This window comes from Sorangium sp. So ce321 (assembly GCF_051530195.1).
Lineage (GTDB): Bacteria > Myxococcota_A > Polyangia > Polyangiales > Polyangiaceae > Sorangium.
On sequence record NZ_CP150329.1, the window covers coordinates 1914056 to 1929016 of the forward strand.

A 14961-nucleotide genomic window follows, 5' to 3' on the forward strand; every position below is an offset into this window, starting at 1 on the left:
TTATCGCAGCGCGCCGCGCCGAGGACAAGCCGAGCGGGCGGGGAGCAGCTTCACGCGCCACGCGAGCCGGGCGCGGGGGCCAGGCGTGATGGCGCGATGGCGCGATGGCGTGGCGCTCGAGGACGGATCGGCGGGTACGTCCCCGCCGCCGCGGCTGTCGGGGGCAGCCGCGTGCAGCCGTCGAGCGCGACCCGGCGGCGGCCCGCTCAGAAGGAGAGGACGCCGCCCTCGTCGGCCTTGGTGGCCGAGCCGGCGCGGACGGTGATCTCTTCTCCGCCGGCCGCGGGCTTCCTGAGCACGTCATACGAGGCGCCCGGGGCGAGCCCGGTGACGAGGTACCTCGTCACGCCGGGAGGCGCGGTGAACTGCACCTGGGACACGGCGCCGAGGTCGACCGGGAAGAGGACCAGCGTGCCCTTCACCGCCGCGCCCGCGAACGGCGTCCCCTGCTTCGTGCGCACGAGCGTCGCCGCGTCCGCCGCGGCGTTGCCGGCGGCCCCCTGGAGCACGTGGAGGAAGCGCGCCTCCTTCGGCATCGGAGCCTGCGGCTCGGTCCGCAGCGTCGCCAGCATCGGCTCGAACTCGGCCGGCTTCGTGTCCCAGGTGCCGGTCGGCTTGTACGGCTCGGCCGCGAAGACGGCGCTCTCGGGCTGCAGCGCGGTCACGAAGAGCTTCTGCCCCTTCTGCGTCGTGACCGTCGCGAGCTTCCCGGCGACCTGCGCGAGGGTCGGCGTCTGCAGGAAGAAGCGCTTGAAGCGCCCCTCCTTGCCCGTCGCGGCGCGGTCGTAGAGCACGAGGTGGTCCGGCTTGAGCCACACGAGCGAGCGGCTGACGTGCTTCACGTCACCGATGTTCTCGTACTCGGAGTTGTAGAGCGGGGTCGCGTCGCCGAGCACGTAGACGTAGTCCTGCGCGAAGCTCTTCGCGAGCACCCGGGGATCGTTCGTGTGCACCAGCGGCCACTGGGACCCGCGCCGCCAGAGCTCGCCGCGGTTCGGATCGTCGTGGCGGCGGTTCCTGTCGTTCTCGACGGCGAGCGTGTTGTGCTGCTCGGAGTTCCCGAAGAAGGCGCCGTAGCCGATGCGCTCCTTCGTGAGCCACTCGCCGCCGCGGTAGAAGCCGAAGCTCAGGCCGTCGCCGTGCTGGTGGTCGATGTGCTCCCAGCCGAGCTGGAACTGGAGCCACGTCGCCTCGGGCCCCCAGCTCGTCCGCGCGAAGACCTGGCCGAGGCCGGGGCCGTAGTGCGTGAGCGGGGTGGCGGGGCGCGGATCGGTCGGGGTGACCGCCGGATCGATCAGCAGGAAGTACATGATCGAGTGGCGCTTGTGGACCTGGCCGAGCTGCGAGCGGGCGCGCCGCGCGAGGGCCGCGGCCCCGCCCGGGCCCGCGTGGATCGCCATCCAGCGGAGCGCGTTCAGGCGCTCGGCGTTGCCGCTGTTCTGGGCGTGGAGGCCGAGCGCCGCGAAGGGGTCGATGTGATCGGTGTACTCGTAGCGCTGGCCGTCGCCCGTCCACGCGGCCTCGTGCGTCGGCCCGATCCGGCCCGCGGGCGCGGCGGGGCTCAGGCTGTGGAGGTGGGCCGGGATGAACTCGTGCCAGAAGGGGTTGCCGTCGAGGTGCACCTGCGGGCCCCACTTCGCCGGATCGGCCTCGCCCGCCGTCTGGATGGCGAGGAGCGTCTCGCTCACGTAGGCAAGCGTCGCCGGCCCGTACTGGAAGCCCTCCGGCGGCGAGCCGCCGCGCGCGTCGTTCCGGAGGACGCTGTCGGTCATGTAGAGCCACGCCCCGGCGACGTTGGCGAAGTAGTCCCTGAGCCGCGGGTAGGTGCCGCTCGGCTTCGGCTCCGGCGGGTCGTCGGCCGCGTCGAACGCGAGCGACAGGAGCGCGAGGTTGCGCATGTGCGACGTGAAGTAGTTGTTCACGGCGTACCGGCGCTTCCTCGGCTCCTTCAGCATCACCGGGTCGTTCAGCTTGCCCAGCGGCTCGGGGTGGTCGTGGCTCGTCGTCGACGACTTCAGCTGAGCTTCCGCCCAGCGCAGGAAGACGGGCCGTATCGCCGCCTTGTCGTTGGCCGTGAGGTAGCCGTAGATCCAGTCGACCGTGAGGCCGAACGACTCGCCGGCCCAGCGGGCGCGGTCGCCGGTCGAGAACTTGTTGTTGAAGGGGTCCTGCGGATCTCCCTTGTTCACGCGGTCGACGATGTAGAGCAGGATCTTCCGCGCGCGAGCGGCGTAGTCGTTGCGGGCCGCCTCCTCGCTCGAGATGAGCGACATGAAGGCGAACAGCTCGGCGTGCGCCTCGCAGTAGACGCGGCTCTCGGCGCAGTCGCCCTCGGAGGGGATCTTGCCCTTGTCCATCGCCGCCACGGCCTCGGCCGTGACGGCGGCGAGCTCCTTGAACAGCGGGTTCGCCGGCGTGGCGCGCGCCCGGAGCTTCGGCAGGTCGGCCTCGCGCACCCAGAGCCGCGGGTGCCCCTTGACCGGCGTGGCCGGCGGCGCGGGCGGCCCCTCGAAGCGCGTCGCGGCTGGGCCGTCAACGCCCGGCGCGCCCGGCGCGGCGAGCGCGAGCGCAGCGACGCCGGGCTGCGCGTCCGCGCCGCTGTGGACCGCCGGGGGCCCCGGGGTCTGCCGCCGGTCGCAGCCGGCGACGAGGCCCGCGAGGCCGAGCGCCATCGCGAGCGACGCGACCGGAGCGAGCGGCGCGCGCGACGGCCGCCGCGTCATGTCGCGCGTTCCCTGAGGTACGCGAACGTCCGCTGGAGCCCCTCCTCCGTGGAGACGAGCTGCTTCCAGCCGAGCGCCTTCAGCTTCGTGTTGTCGAACCGGTTCCCCTTCCAGGAGGTCGCGGTCTTGTACGGCGTGAAGACGGCCGGCAGCTGCCCCTTCGAGTAGGCGTGATAGCGCTCCACGAGCTTCGATATCCCGGTGAGGGCGACGTAAGGCACCGAGAGCGAGCGGATCGGCTTCACCTCGCGCTTGTAGCGGGAGAGGTAGGCGTCGGCCGTGGGCAGGTCGTCGTCGTGGACGTTGTAGACCTGCCCCTTCGCGACCTCGCTCCGGCCGGCGATGGCGATCGCCTCGGCGCAGTTGTCGACGTACGTCAGCGGGAGGAGGTTGCGCCCGCCGAGGTGGAGGAAGACGCCGAACAGGCTCATGCCGACGCGGCCGGAGAAGGCGTTGCCGCCCGGGCCGTAGATGACGCCGGGGCGGACCACCGTCAGCGGGAAGCCGTAGCGCGCCTGGTACTCCCAGAAGAGCTTCTCCTGCCGGAGCTTCGCCTGCGAGTAGAGGTCCCGCTGCGCGGGCCGCGACTCGAGCGGGGTGTTCTCGTCGACGATGTACCCCCGCGGGAGGTCGGCCACGCCGTAGACGCCGAAGGAGCTGATGAGGATCACCCGGGGCGAGCGGCCGGTGTGGACCAGCGCCTCGAGCAGGTTCTTCGAGGCGACCACGGTGTTCAGGAACATGTCCGCGGGCGCGCCGCCCATGGCCGCGGCCACGTGGTAGACGACGTCCACGCCCTCGACCGCGCGCTCGGCGGCCTCCTTCGTCGCGAGGGAGCCCACCGTGAGCTCGAGGGGGACGCCCCGCCGCTGCTCGATCTCCTCGAGCCGCGAGCGGTTGCTCGCCGGGCGGACGAGGCAGCGGATGTCGGTCTCGCCGTGGGCGAGCAGCCGGTCGACGAGCGCCGAGCCGAGGAAGCCGTTCGAGCCGGTGACAAGGACTTTCATGTGCGCGCCTTCTCCTGCGGGACCTGCCGGAAGATCTCATCCATCATCCACGCGACCCGGATCATGTCCCGGTACGAGATGGGCAGCTCCGCGCCCCGCGTGATGCTGTCGTAGAAGAGCCCGATCAGGCGGTTCATCCCCGAGAAGAAGTGGAAGTCGCTGCGGGCGAACCTGACCACGTTCCTGCCGCCTTCGCGCAGGTAAGCCAGGGCCTGATCGAAGGCGGGCACGACGCGGCCGATGGCGCTCGGCAGCCGGGGCGACGCGTCGAGCGTGACCGTGCGGCTCGTGTAGTCGACGTGGAGCGTGTTCTTCGTGCCGTAGACGCGGAGGAAGTGCCCGGGCGGCCGCGCGTGCGACGAGAAGGTCCCGTAGGCGCTGACGCGCGCGCCCTGCACCGTGACGCGGAGCTCGTCGAGCATGTCGTCGCGCGCGTCGCCGAAGCGCTTCTCCCGGAGCGCGTAGGCCGTCGCGGTGACCTTCGGCTGCTCGTCGTCCACGAACTCGACGACCTTGTTGAGCAGGTGGTCGATGTTGTTGTGGAACAGCTTGCCCGGGAGGCGATGGACCCAGTGCGAGCCGTCGCCGAGGAGCGCCGCGCCGAAGGGGCCGGAGAGGTTGTAGCCGAAGCAGCTCTCGACATGGACGGGGTCGCCGAGCACGCCCTCGCCGATGAGCCTCCGCATCTCGACGGCCGGCGGATCGAAGTTGTACTCCCAGCCGACCGTCATCTTCTTCCCGGCCGCGGTGCAGAGCTCGATGAGGCGGCGCACGTCCGCGAGGTTCAGCGCAATCGGCTTCTCCACGTAGACGTGGGCGCCCGCCTCGATGGCGCGCCGCGCGAGGAACAGGTGCGACTGCGGAGGGGTGGTGATGTGAACGACGTCGGGCTTCTCGACGTCGAGCATCCGGTCGAACGAGTCGTAGTGGCTCGGGACGCCGTAGCGCACCGCGATCTGCTCGGCCATCAGGAGCTCTAGGTCGCATACGGCGACGACCCGGGCCCGCTCCGGCATCTTCTGGATCTCTTCGATGTGGCCGTCGGCGATCTTGCCGCAGCCGACGATCGCGATTTTGAGGGTCATGGGGCGGCGGAGCGTACCGCAACGGGGCAGCCGAGAGCTAGGCTCTCGCTCGGTCGCGACGAGGCGCTGGGGTCGGACGAGCTTGATGACGATCGCGGCGGCCTCGGGTAGGCTCCGCGGCGCATCATCACAAGGAAGGGCGGTGATCCGTGCGCGTGCTCCATGTTCTTCATACGTCGCTGCCTGTCATCGCGGGCTACACGATCCGCAGCGACTACATCATCAAGCATCAGGCCGAGCACGGGATGCGTCCGGCCGTGGTGACCTCGGCGCAGCAGGGCTCCGGGGACGCGCTGAAGGAGGAGATCGGCGGCATCTCCTACTGGCGGACGCGCGAGCCGTCCGGAAAGAAGCTGCCGGTCGTCCGGGAGCTCTCGCTGGTGCGGGCGCTGGAGGCGCGCGTCGAGGACGCGATCCGGGAGTTCCAGCCTGATCTCATCCACGCGCACTCGCCCATGCTGGTCGGGCTGCCGGCGCTCGCGGCGGCGCGCCGCTTCCGGCTGCCGCTCGTCTACGAGGTGCGCGACCTCTGGGAGAACGCCTCCGTCGACCGGGGCAAATTCGCCGAGGACTCGGTGCCTTACAAGATCGCGGCCGGCCTCGAGGGCATCGTCTACAAGTACGCTGACGCCACGGTGACCATCTGCGAGGCCCTGAAGAACGCGGTCGCGCCGCGGGTGCGCAGCAAGGACGCGCTCTACGTCGTGGGCAACGGCGTCGACTCCGACAAGTTCTCGCCGCGGGAGGCGCCGCCCGGCGCCTGGGAGCGCTTCGGGCTCGCCGGGAAGAGGCTCATCGGGTATGTCGGCACGTTCCAGCCGTATGAGGGGCTCCAGACCCTCATCGCGGCGATCGGCGACATCGCGCGGGAGATCCCGGACGCGCACGTCGTGATCACCGGGGCCGGCGGCCAGGAGATGGAGCTCAAGGCCTTCGCCCGCGAACGAGGGGTGGAGTCCAAGGTGACGTTCACCGGACGGGTGCCGCACGACGAGGTGTTCAACATCTACGCGATGGCGAGCCTGCTCGTGTATCCGCGCATCCGGACCCGGACGACCGCGCTCACGACGCCGCTGAAGCCCCTCGAGGCGATGGCCATGGCCCGCCCCGTGATGGTGAGCGATGTCCCGGCGATGGGCGAGCTCGTGCGCTATGGCGAGACGGGGTTCGTCTTCAAGGCGGGCGACAGCGCCGACCTGACGAAGCGGGCCGTCGAGGCCCTGAAGGACCCGGAGCGCCTCGAGCAGGTCGGCAAGAACGCGCGGGCGTGGATCCTCAAGGAGCGCCAGTGGCCGACGCTGCTCACGCAGTACACGACCATCTACGAGAAGGCGATCGCCGCGCGGCGCGGACGGGGCACGTCGCCCGTCGGCGAGGCGCGGACGGCGTGAAGGGCCGCGAGCGAGAGGGCGCGCGAGCCCGGGCGGCCCAGCGCCGCGCGCGCGCCGCCCGCGCCTGAGCCGAATGCGCGCGCGCGCCGCCCGCGCCTGAGCCGAATGCGCGCGCGCGCCGCCCGCGCCTGAGCCGAATGCGCGCGGGCGGCGCGGCGGATTTCCCGGAGAACCACGAGGCGAGACGCCTTCCGCTCCGGGACGGCGCGCCGCCGCTCCCCGCCTCCCCGCGCGCGACGCCCATGGCCGACGGCCGGCATCGCGGCCGCTCCGGCGTCGCGATCGCGGGGCTCGCGCCCCGCGATCCGGAGTATGATTCCGCGGCCCCATCCCGCCCCTTCGGGAACTGGCAGGAGGTCTCTCAACGTGTTCGAGATCAAAATCGACCGAATCCACGCCATGGTGGATTTCGTCCTCGAGGGGCGCGTCCGCCTCGAGGAGATGGAGAACTTTGTCAGCGAGCTGCGGAAGGCGTGCGAGAGCCTCCAGGGCCGAGGAATCAAGATCAAGGCCGACGTCCGCGGTTTCCGGCCGATGGCCCCCGAGGTGGCGGAGAAGATCCGCGCTGTCCAGGAGTTCGGTCTGGAGCTCGGGGTGATGCGCGTCGCCGAGATCATCGAGAGCGACATCGTCGCGCTCCAGCTGAACCGCGTCGCGCGCGAGAGCGGCACGGACAAGGTCCTCCGGCGCTTCTGGGACGAGGACGCGGCCCACGAGTGGCTCCTCCACGGCGATCCAGAATGAGCGGCGGGCGCCCGCTTCGGATACGGGCCCACCTCGACGTTTTCGGTGCTCAGCGCACCGGAGTGCGCCTCCGCGCCGAAAACGCCGATCTGGGCCCGTCTCCTGTGCGGGCGCCCGCCGCTCGGTGAGCGTTTCGCCGGGGCGGGGGGCGCCTCCGCGCCGAAAACGCCGATCTGGGCCCGTCTCCTGTGCGGGCGACCGCCGCTCGGTGAGCGTTTCGCCGGGGCGGGGGGGCACCCGCTAGAACAGCGGGTCCGGATCGCAGGGGTGGGGAGGGCGGTAGCGCCGGAGTTGCTCGGCCACGGCGTCGAGCGGCAGGGCGGGCGCGTGGTGGCCGCTGTGGCCGGTCATGTCGACGCCCGCGCACATGGCGTTCAGGATCGCCTCCTCGACCACGTCGACCGTGGCCTCGTAAAGCGCGTCGAGCTCGGTGTCGAGGACGAGCTCGGCCATGTGCCGCCCGGGCGCGAGGGGGTGCACGCTGAGCGAGCGGCTCGACCGGGGGGCGCTCCACTGCTCCATGGCGACGCGAGGGACCCGGTTCGCGGTGCTCCACGAGAGGATGATCTCGCCCGAGTTGTTGGCCGCGTACCCGCCCGTCCGGCCGATCGCGAGCGCGGCGCGGCGCGACAGGCGCGCGAGCTGGCGGTGAATGAGGGGCGCGTCGGTGGCGACGAGCACGATGATGGAGCCGGCAGGGCCCCGCCGCGGGACGTGGGCGAAGCGGTCGCTGACGAGCCTGCCGACGGGGACGCCGTCGATGCGGAGCAGATCGCGGTCGCCGAAGTTCGAGAGCACGAGCGCGCCCACCATCGCGTCGACCCCGCCGACCGGGACGCTGCGGCTCGAGGTGCCGATCCCGCCCGCGAAATGGAACGTCTGCATGCCGGTGCCGGCGCCGACGCACCCCTCTCCGACAGGGCCGCTCCGCACGTTGTCGATCGCCTCCTCGACGTCCGCCTGCGTCACGTGGCGCCCCACGGCGTCGTTGAGGTAGCTGTCGTCGCACTCGGCGACGACCGGGATCACGACGTCGAACTCCTTGCCGATCTTCGGGTGGCGGCGCGAGAGCCACGCGACCGTCGCGTCGAGGACGCGGCCGACGCAGAGCGTGCTGCAGAGCAGGATCGGCGTCTCGCAGAGGCCCCACTCGTCGATCTGCGAGAGGCCGGTCACCTCGCCGGCGCCGTTCAGCACGTAGCTCGCGGTGAACACCCGATCGAGGAAGATGTCGCCGTCGGCCGGCATGACCGCGGTCACGCCCGTGCGGACCGGACCGATGCCGGGGATGAGCTCGCCCGCGCCCTCGATCTTGGTCACATGGTGGACCCGCACCCCGGTGACGTCCGTGATCGCGTTCTCGGGGCCGGTCGGAAACCGACCGATCGCGACGCCGAGCTCGCGCAGCCGGGGGCGCCTCAGCGGGGTCGGCGGCGCGCTCACGGGCCCGCGACCTCAGGGCTGGCGGTGGGCTGCGGCGCGGGCTCGGCCGCGAGCGGCGAGGGCACGGCGAGCGCAGGCCCGGGCGCGGGCTGCGAGCCCGGCTCGGCCGTCTGAGAGGCGCCCGCCGCGCCCGCCTGGGGCGCGCCAGCGCCGGCCGCGGGCACCGCAGCGGCGGCGGGCTGCGGCGACGGGGCGCGGGTCTCGCGGTGACGCTTGAGGCAGCCGGCCATGATCTCGCCGATCAGCGACCGGTAATCCATCCCCGCCACCTTCGCGATGACGCAGAGGTCGCTGAAGTCGGGCGTCAGGCCGGGCAGCGGGTTGATCTCGATCACGTACACCCTGCCATCCTTTGTCATGCGCAGGTCGACCCTCGCCACGTCTCGGCACGCGAGGGCCGCGAACGTGTCGCGCACGACCTTCTCGACGCGGCGGAGCTCGGACGGCGTGAGCTGCGCGGGGCACTCGAAGCGCACCCGCGGCGTGTCCGTCTGCTTCTCCTCGTAGCCGTACACGGGGTAGGTCGGCGGGTCGACGAACACGACCTCCATGGGCGGCAGCACCTTCGGCCGCCGCTCGCCGAGCAGGCCCACGGTGAACTCGCGCCCCGTGATGTACTCCTCGATGAGGGCCGGCTGGTGGTAGCGATCGACCAGCTGCTTCGCCGCCGCGCGCGCCGCGGCCTCGTCCTTGACGACGGACGCGGAGGTGATCCCCTTCGAGGTCCCCTCGGCGTTCGGCTTCACGATCACCGGATAGCGGAACGGCTTCAGCTTCTCGCGCCCGGTCGTCACCACCTGCCACTCGGCCGTCTCGATGCCGGCCGCCCGCAGGATCTGCTTGGTGAGGCCCTTGTCGAGGGCGAGCGAGAGCGTCGTCGCGTCCGAGCCGCTGTAGGGGATGCCGAGCAGCTCGCAGAGCGCCGGCACCTGCGCCTCGCGGCCGCGGCCGCGGAGCCCCTCGGCGATGTTGAAGACGACGTCGACCCCGGCGGCGGTGAGCGCGCGCGGCAGGTCCGGGGTCGCCTCGAGCGGGACCACCGTGTGGCCGTAGCTCTCGATGGCGCTCGCGATCGCCTGGATGGTGCGCGGCGAGTCGAACTCGGCCTCGGAGTCGTACATCGCGCCGGAGCCCGCCTTGCCGGCCCCGCCGCCCTCGGCCGCGGCCGGCTCGCCCCGCTTCATGTTGTAGGTGAAGCCGACGCGCAGCGCGCTCCGCTTCGCCCGGCGCGGCGCGTTGCTCTCCAGCAGCGGCAAGAGCCCCCGCCGCTGGCAGGCGCTCCGCACGATGGCCCGGATCACGCCGTCGAAATCGACGCCGCGCTGCGCCGCGGCCACGAAGACGCTCGCGCCCGGCTGGAGCGTCGGCAGCCCGTCGACCTCGAGGAAGTGCACGTCGTGGCCCTGGTTGCGCGAAGGCGACGGCGTGACCCGGAACTCGCAGCGGGCGTGGTCCTTGAGGTCGAGGGCGCGCACGATGCGCGCGGTGAGCGACCGGATGCGCTCGATGGTCTGCGCGGGCAGCTGCGCGGGCCGGCGCGTGACGCGCTCGGGCTTCGCGTGCTTCAGGTTGAAGTCGTACACGTTGTAGCTGCCCGGCACCTGGGGATCGATCACGAACTCGATCGGGGCGAGGACGCCCTCGGGCGTGGCCATGCCGTTCGTGCGCGCGCCGCTCGCCTCCTTGAGCCCGTCGACGAAGGAGCACGCGACGTCGATGCCGGCGACGTAGTGCTCGACGAGCAGCCCCGCCTCGAAGCGCGCGAGCTGCCGCTCGACCACCTCGGCGAGGTGATACGCGTCCTCGCAGACGCTCCACTCCCGGAAGATCCCCTTCGAGGAGCCCTCGAAGTTCGGCTTCACGATGACCGGGAAGCTCACGTCGTCGAGCGCGCCGCTCTCCAGCGTGGTCCGGTTGACGAGGCGGGCGCGCGGGGTGGTGACGCCGTAGCTCGCGAGGACGCGCTTCGTGAGCGACTTGTCGAGCGCGACGTTCAGCGCGTAGGCATCGGACCCTGTGTAGGGGATGCCGAGCTCGTCGAAGAGCGACGGGTAGAACGCCTCGCGCGTCTTGCCCTTGTGGCCCTCGGCCGTGTTGAAGATGAGGTCCGGCTGGATCGCCTCGAGCCGCGCGAGGACCCGGGAAGCCGGCCCGCTGACCTCGATCCGCTCGACCTCGTGCCCGGCTCGCTCGAGCGCGCCGGCGATGGCGGCGATCGTCTCCGGGCTGTCGAACTCGGCCTCATCGGCGGATCCCGTGATCTTCAGGTTGTGCGTGAGCGCGATACGCATGGTCTCTCCTGTGCCGCTCGTCCGGGGCCGCGTCTCCCCGGTGCTCTGCCGGAGGCGCATGCGCGTGCGAGGTTACGGCCAGCGCGCCGGGTTTGCGGCGGAAAAAGCGGGGAAGCGTCACGGCGATCTCCAGGGCTGGCCGGGCTCCCGCTCCCGCGGGGGCCGTGCTAGCGACCCCGTGTGGATCGTTTCGCCTCACCCGACGCCGACTTCCCCCCTCCGCCCGAGCCAGACCTCCCTTACGAGGAGCTGAACGACCCGCAGGCGCGCGCGGCCCGCCACGCCGCGGGGCCGCTCCTCATCTTCGCCGGCGCGGGCAGCGGCAAGACGCGCGTCATCGTGTACCGGATCGCGAACCTCATCGTGACGCACCGTGTCCCGCCCTACCGCATCCTCGCGGTGACGTTCACGAACAAGGCGGCGTCCGAGATGAAGCGCCGGCTGGAGGGGCTCATCGGGGCGGACATCGTGAAGGACCTGTGGGTGGGCACCTTCCACGCTGTGTGCGCGCGCCTCCTGCGCCGGCACCACGAAGCGGCCGGGCTCGAGAAGAGCTTCGTCATCTACGACGACGACGACCAGCGCGCGGTCATGAACCGCGTGCTGAAGGAGCTCAACCTCGACGATCGGCGCTATCCGCCCCGCCAGGTGCTCTCGCGCATCCACGCGGAGAAGCAGGAGGGGCGGGGGCCCGGCGAGTTCGAGCGGAACGGCTACTTCGACGACGCGATCGCGCGGTGCTTCGAGGCGTACGAGCGGCACCTCAAGGCGTCGAACGCGGTGGATTTCGACGATCTGCTGCTCGCGGTGCTGCGCCTCGCGGAGGACCCGGCGAGCCTCGCCGGCGAGGACCTGCGGGGGCGCTTCCGCCACGTGCTCGTCGACGAGTTCCAGGACGTGAACCAGGTGCAGTACCGGCTCGTGCGGGCGTTCTGCAAGAGCCACGACAACCTCTGCGTCGTCGGCGACGACGACCAGAGCATCTACCGCTGGCGCGGCGCGGACGTCCGGATCGTCCGCGGCTTCCGGCGCGATTTCCCGAACGCGACGGTGGTGAAGCTGGAGCAGAACTACCGCTCGATCGGGCACGTCGTGCGCGGCGCGCTCGGCGTGATCCGCCACGCGTCGGATCGCGAGCCGAAGGAGCTCTGGACGTCGAACAAGGACGGCGCGCCGATCGACGTGGTCGCCGCGGACAGCGAGCACGACGAGGCGGCGTGGGTGGTCGAGTGCATCAAGGAGCTCATCGCGCAGGGCGTCTCGCCGAACGAGATCGCGGTGTTCTACCGGATCCACGCGCAGTCGCGCGTGCTCGAGGAGGTGCTGCGCGACGCGCGCATCCCGTACCAGATCATCGGCGGCACGCGGTTCTTCGAGCGGGCGGAGGTGAAGAACCTGCTCTCGTACCTGCGCGTCGTGGTCAATCCCCGCAGCGACGTGGATCTCAACCGCATCATCAACGTGCCTGCCCGCAAGATCGGCCAGAGCACGGTGGACAAGCTCATCCAGGCGGCGGACGCGCTCGGCGTGCCGCTCTACGAGGCGATCGAGCCGCTCGTGGAGGGGAGGGTGCCGCCGTCGGCGATCCCGGGGGGCAAGCTCGAGCCGCTCGCCACCGCGGCGAAGCGCAGCCTGCTCGGCTTTCGCGATCTGATGCAGGGGCTCATGAAGGAGGTGGCGCGCATGTCGCCGAGCGAGCTCGCGGAGGAGGTCCTCGCGAGGTCGGGCTACGCGCGGATGCTCGAGCAGGAGGAGAGCGTCGAGTCGGAGGCGCGGCTCCAGAACTTGCGCGAGCTCGTGCAGGCGATCGTGGACTACGAGCAGGAGGCGCTCGCGGCCGGCGACGAGGCGACGATGGCGGGCTACCTCGAGCGGGTGAGCCTCGTGTCGGACGCCGACATGCTCGTGGACATGCCGAAGGTCGCGATGATGACGATCCACGCCGCGAAGGGGCTAGAGTTTCACGCCGTGTTCCTGACCGGCATGGAGGAGGACCTGTTCCCGTTCCGGAGCCAGGATCCGAACCGCAAGGGCGACATTGAGGAGGAGCGCCGGCTGGCCTACGTGGCGATCACGCGGGCGCGGGAGCGGCTCTGGATCACGCACGCGGCGCGGCGGGCGATCTTCGGCCAGACGCGGTACTGCCTGCCGAGCCGCTTCCTCGCCGATCTCCCGCCCGCCTCGGTGCGCCCGATGGCGACGCCGACCAGCCTGATGGCGCAGCGCCGGGTCGAGGGCGCGGTCGGCGGGTATGGCGGGTCCGGGCGCCCGGGGTCCGGGTTTGGCGGGTCGGGGCGCCCGGGGTCCGGGGTTGGCGGGTCGGGGGAGCGCTCGTGGGAGGGCCGCGAGCGGCGTCCCGCGGCGCAGCCGGAGGAGCGGCTCGCGTGGTCGCCGCGGTTCGGGCGGGAGGGCGAGCCGGCGCGGGGGCCGGGGGCGCGCCCCGTGGCGAGCGCGCACGTCGAGCACGCGCCGGGCGAGCGGTACGTCGAGCGGGAGGCGGTCGACGCGGGCGGCGAGGGCGGCGAGGGGCTCGCGCTGCGGCGCGGGATGCGGGTGTTCCACGAGCGGTTCGGGCCGGGCGTGGTGGAGAGCGTGGATCCGGGGGCGGATCCGATCGCGACCGTGAAGTTTTCGGGGTGGGGGAAGAAGCGGATCAAGGCGGCGTTCCTGAGGGCCGGGTCTTGAGGGGAGCAGGGAGCTAGCGGTCGGAGGGGCGCGTCGTCGGGACCGGAGCGGTCGTTCCGGCTTCGGGGGCGGTTCCTTGCGTTCGCGGATCGCGAATCGGGCGCGGGCCATGCACGATCGGCTCGGGGATGAATCGACGCCGAGCTCCGAGGTCGCAGCCGGGCGAAGCAGAAGGCGCGCGTCGAGCGCGCGGGCTCGATGCGCCGCGGAGTCCTGGATCGTCCGAGGAGGACGGCTGCGTCCGACGCAAGGTGCCTGTCGAGATCGAGAGATCTCGGATGCATTGCTGATTCGTGTTCGAAATTGTCACAACGTCGCCGTGAATCGGATGAAATCCGCTCCCCATCGAGGAGCTGAAGCGTCGGGCGCGGCGACGGGAGATTGCCGCACAGGCTGGTGGGCGACCAGGTAAGGTGGGGAGTTGAACCCATCTGTGCGTCTCCGCGGTTCCGCGGCCGCGGTCCTTCTGGTACGCGAACCTCCGCGTGCCTGAGGGCCGCCGGCTCCGAGGTGCTCGCGGAGCCCGCGCCAGGGGCGAGGAGGGCTACTTCCATGCACAGGAACATCCGTCATGCCGTCGCGTCGGCGCTGGCCGCCGCGCTGCTCTCGACCTCGGCAGGCGCCATGGCGGAGCGTCCGTCCAGCGCCCGGGATCGGCTCGTGGCGCAGGCGCACGCCGCCGTCGACGAGGGGCGCCTCGCCGACGCGCGCGAGCTGTGGATGGCGGTGTGGAAGCTCGAGCGCTCCCAGGTGGCGGCCTGCAACATCGGCGCGCTGTCGTTCCGGATCGGCGAGATGCCGGCCGCCGTGCGCTGGCTGTCGCTCTGCAAGGAGATCATGCGCGCGCCGAGGACCGCCGCGGAGCGGGCGCTTTACGAGTCGCGGCTCGTCGACCTCGCTCGCGCGCGGCAGCTCTCCGGCGAGCTCCGCATCCTCGCGCCCGCGGGGGCGACGGTCACGATCGACGGCGCGCCGGTCGAGCTCGAGGGTGACAATCCGGTGCCCGTCGAGCCGGGGCGCCGCGTCGTGCGCGCGGCGCTGGACGGCAAGACGGCGACGGCCGAGGTCGATGTCCCGCGTGGCGAGCTGCGGGAGGTGCGGCTCGGCTTCGCTGTACCGCCCGAGGCGCCGCGCGCCGCACTACCGGGCCCTGTGCCGTCTCCGCCTGGGCGGCCGGGGCCGAGCACGGCCATGGTCGTCGGCGGCCTCGGGCTGTCCGCCACCTTCGCGGCGCTCGGCGGCGTCATGCTCTTCGGCGCGGAGAGGCGCGAGGAGGCCGTCCTTGCCTCGGCCCGCGCCGCGGGCCCGAACGGTTGCTTCAGGGTGCGCTGGCCGATGTGCCAGGAGGCCGTCGCGGCCCACGGCGACATGCGCACCTACCGGGCACTCGGCGTCGCCGGCCTGATCACGGGCGGCGCAGTACTGGCCGCCACGCTGGGGTACACGTTCTATCCGCGCGGCCAGACCGAGGTCAGGGTTTCTTTGGATGCCTTTACGTTTTCTGGTGCCTTCTAACCACGAATTCGACATCGACGCTGATCTGACCAGAACCTGGCGCCTGCTGCGGCCTGCTGGCGAAAACTTGCGTGACG

Annotated in this window: 9 protein-coding genes; 4 read left to right on the top strand and 5 right to left on the bottom strand. The window is 71.7% G+C overall.

Annotated features, from left to right (window positions below; translation table 11 throughout):
• Nucleotides 1-206: 206 nt before the first annotated feature.
• From WME89_RS07445 to WME89_RS07455, 3 genes are read right to left on the bottom strand one after another with little or no spacing between them, the layout of a single operon-like run.
• Nucleotides 207-2723, bottom strand: a complete 2517-nt coding sequence (locus WME89_RS07445; protein WP_438008536.1) for a hypothetical protein — start codon at nucleotides 2721-2723, stop codon at nucleotides 207-209.
• On the bottom strand, nucleotides 2720-3730 hold the full coding sequence (locus WME89_RS07450) for an NAD-dependent epimerase/dehydratase family protein (RefSeq protein ID WP_438008537.1): 1011 nt from the start codon (nucleotides 3728-3730) through the stop codon (nucleotides 2720-2722). The genes WME89_RS07445 and WME89_RS07450 overlap by 4 nt, the downstream gene beginning before the upstream one ends.
• Nucleotides 3727-4815: a Gfo/Idh/MocA family protein gene (locus WME89_RS07455; protein ID WP_437624387.1), complete on the bottom strand. Its 1089-nt coding sequence runs from the start codon at nucleotides 4813-4815 to the stop codon at nucleotides 3727-3729. Before WME89_RS07455 ends, WME89_RS07450 begins: the two co-directional genes overlap by 4 nt.
• A gap of 149 nt (nucleotides 4816-4964) precedes the next feature.
• On the opposite strand from WME89_RS07455, the gene WME89_RS07460 reads away from it, so the two are divergent.
• Together WME89_RS07460 and WME89_RS07465 are read left to right on the top strand one after the other, a co-directional pair.
• Complete coding sequence (locus WME89_RS07460; RefSeq protein ID WP_438008538.1) at nucleotides 4965-6206, top strand: glycosyltransferase; 1242 nt, start codon at nucleotides 4965-4967, stop codon at nucleotides 6204-6206.
• A gap of 366 nt (nucleotides 6207-6572) precedes the next feature.
• Nucleotides 6573-6950: an STAS/SEC14 domain-containing protein gene (locus WME89_RS07465; protein ID WP_438008539.1), complete on the top strand. Its 378-nt coding sequence runs from the start codon at nucleotides 6573-6575 to the stop codon at nucleotides 6948-6950.
• A gap of 240 nt (nucleotides 6951-7190) precedes the next feature.
• Here WME89_RS07465 and WME89_RS07470 read toward each other — a convergent pair whose 3' ends face one another.
• Nucleotides 7191-8393, bottom strand: a complete 1203-nt coding sequence (locus WME89_RS07470) for a P1 family peptidase (protein WP_438008540.1) — start codon at nucleotides 8391-8393, stop codon at nucleotides 7191-7193.
• Nucleotides 8390-10684, bottom strand: coding sequence for a D-alanine--D-alanine ligase family protein (locus WME89_RS07475; RefSeq protein ID WP_438008541.1), 2295 nt, complete (start codon nucleotides 10682-10684; stop codon nucleotides 8390-8392). Before WME89_RS07475 ends, WME89_RS07470 begins: the two co-directional genes overlap by 4 nt.
• A 180-nt stretch (nucleotides 10685-10864) precedes the next feature.
• Between WME89_RS07475 and WME89_RS07480 the strand changes: the two genes are divergently transcribed.
• Both WME89_RS07480 and WME89_RS07485 read left to right on the top strand, forming a co-directional pair.
• Entirely contained in the window at nucleotides 10865-13369 is a 2505-nt protein-coding gene (locus WME89_RS07480) for an ATP-dependent helicase (RefSeq protein WP_438008542.1), read from the top strand.
• 552 nt (nucleotides 13370-13921) lie between these two features.
• The gene (locus tag WME89_RS07485) at nucleotides 13922-14884 is read left to right on the top strand and encodes a hypothetical protein (protein WP_438008543.1); all 963 of its coding nucleotides are present in this window, start codon (nucleotides 13922-13924) and stop codon (nucleotides 14882-14884) included.
• The last annotated feature ends 77 nt before the right edge of the window (nucleotides 14885-14961 follow it).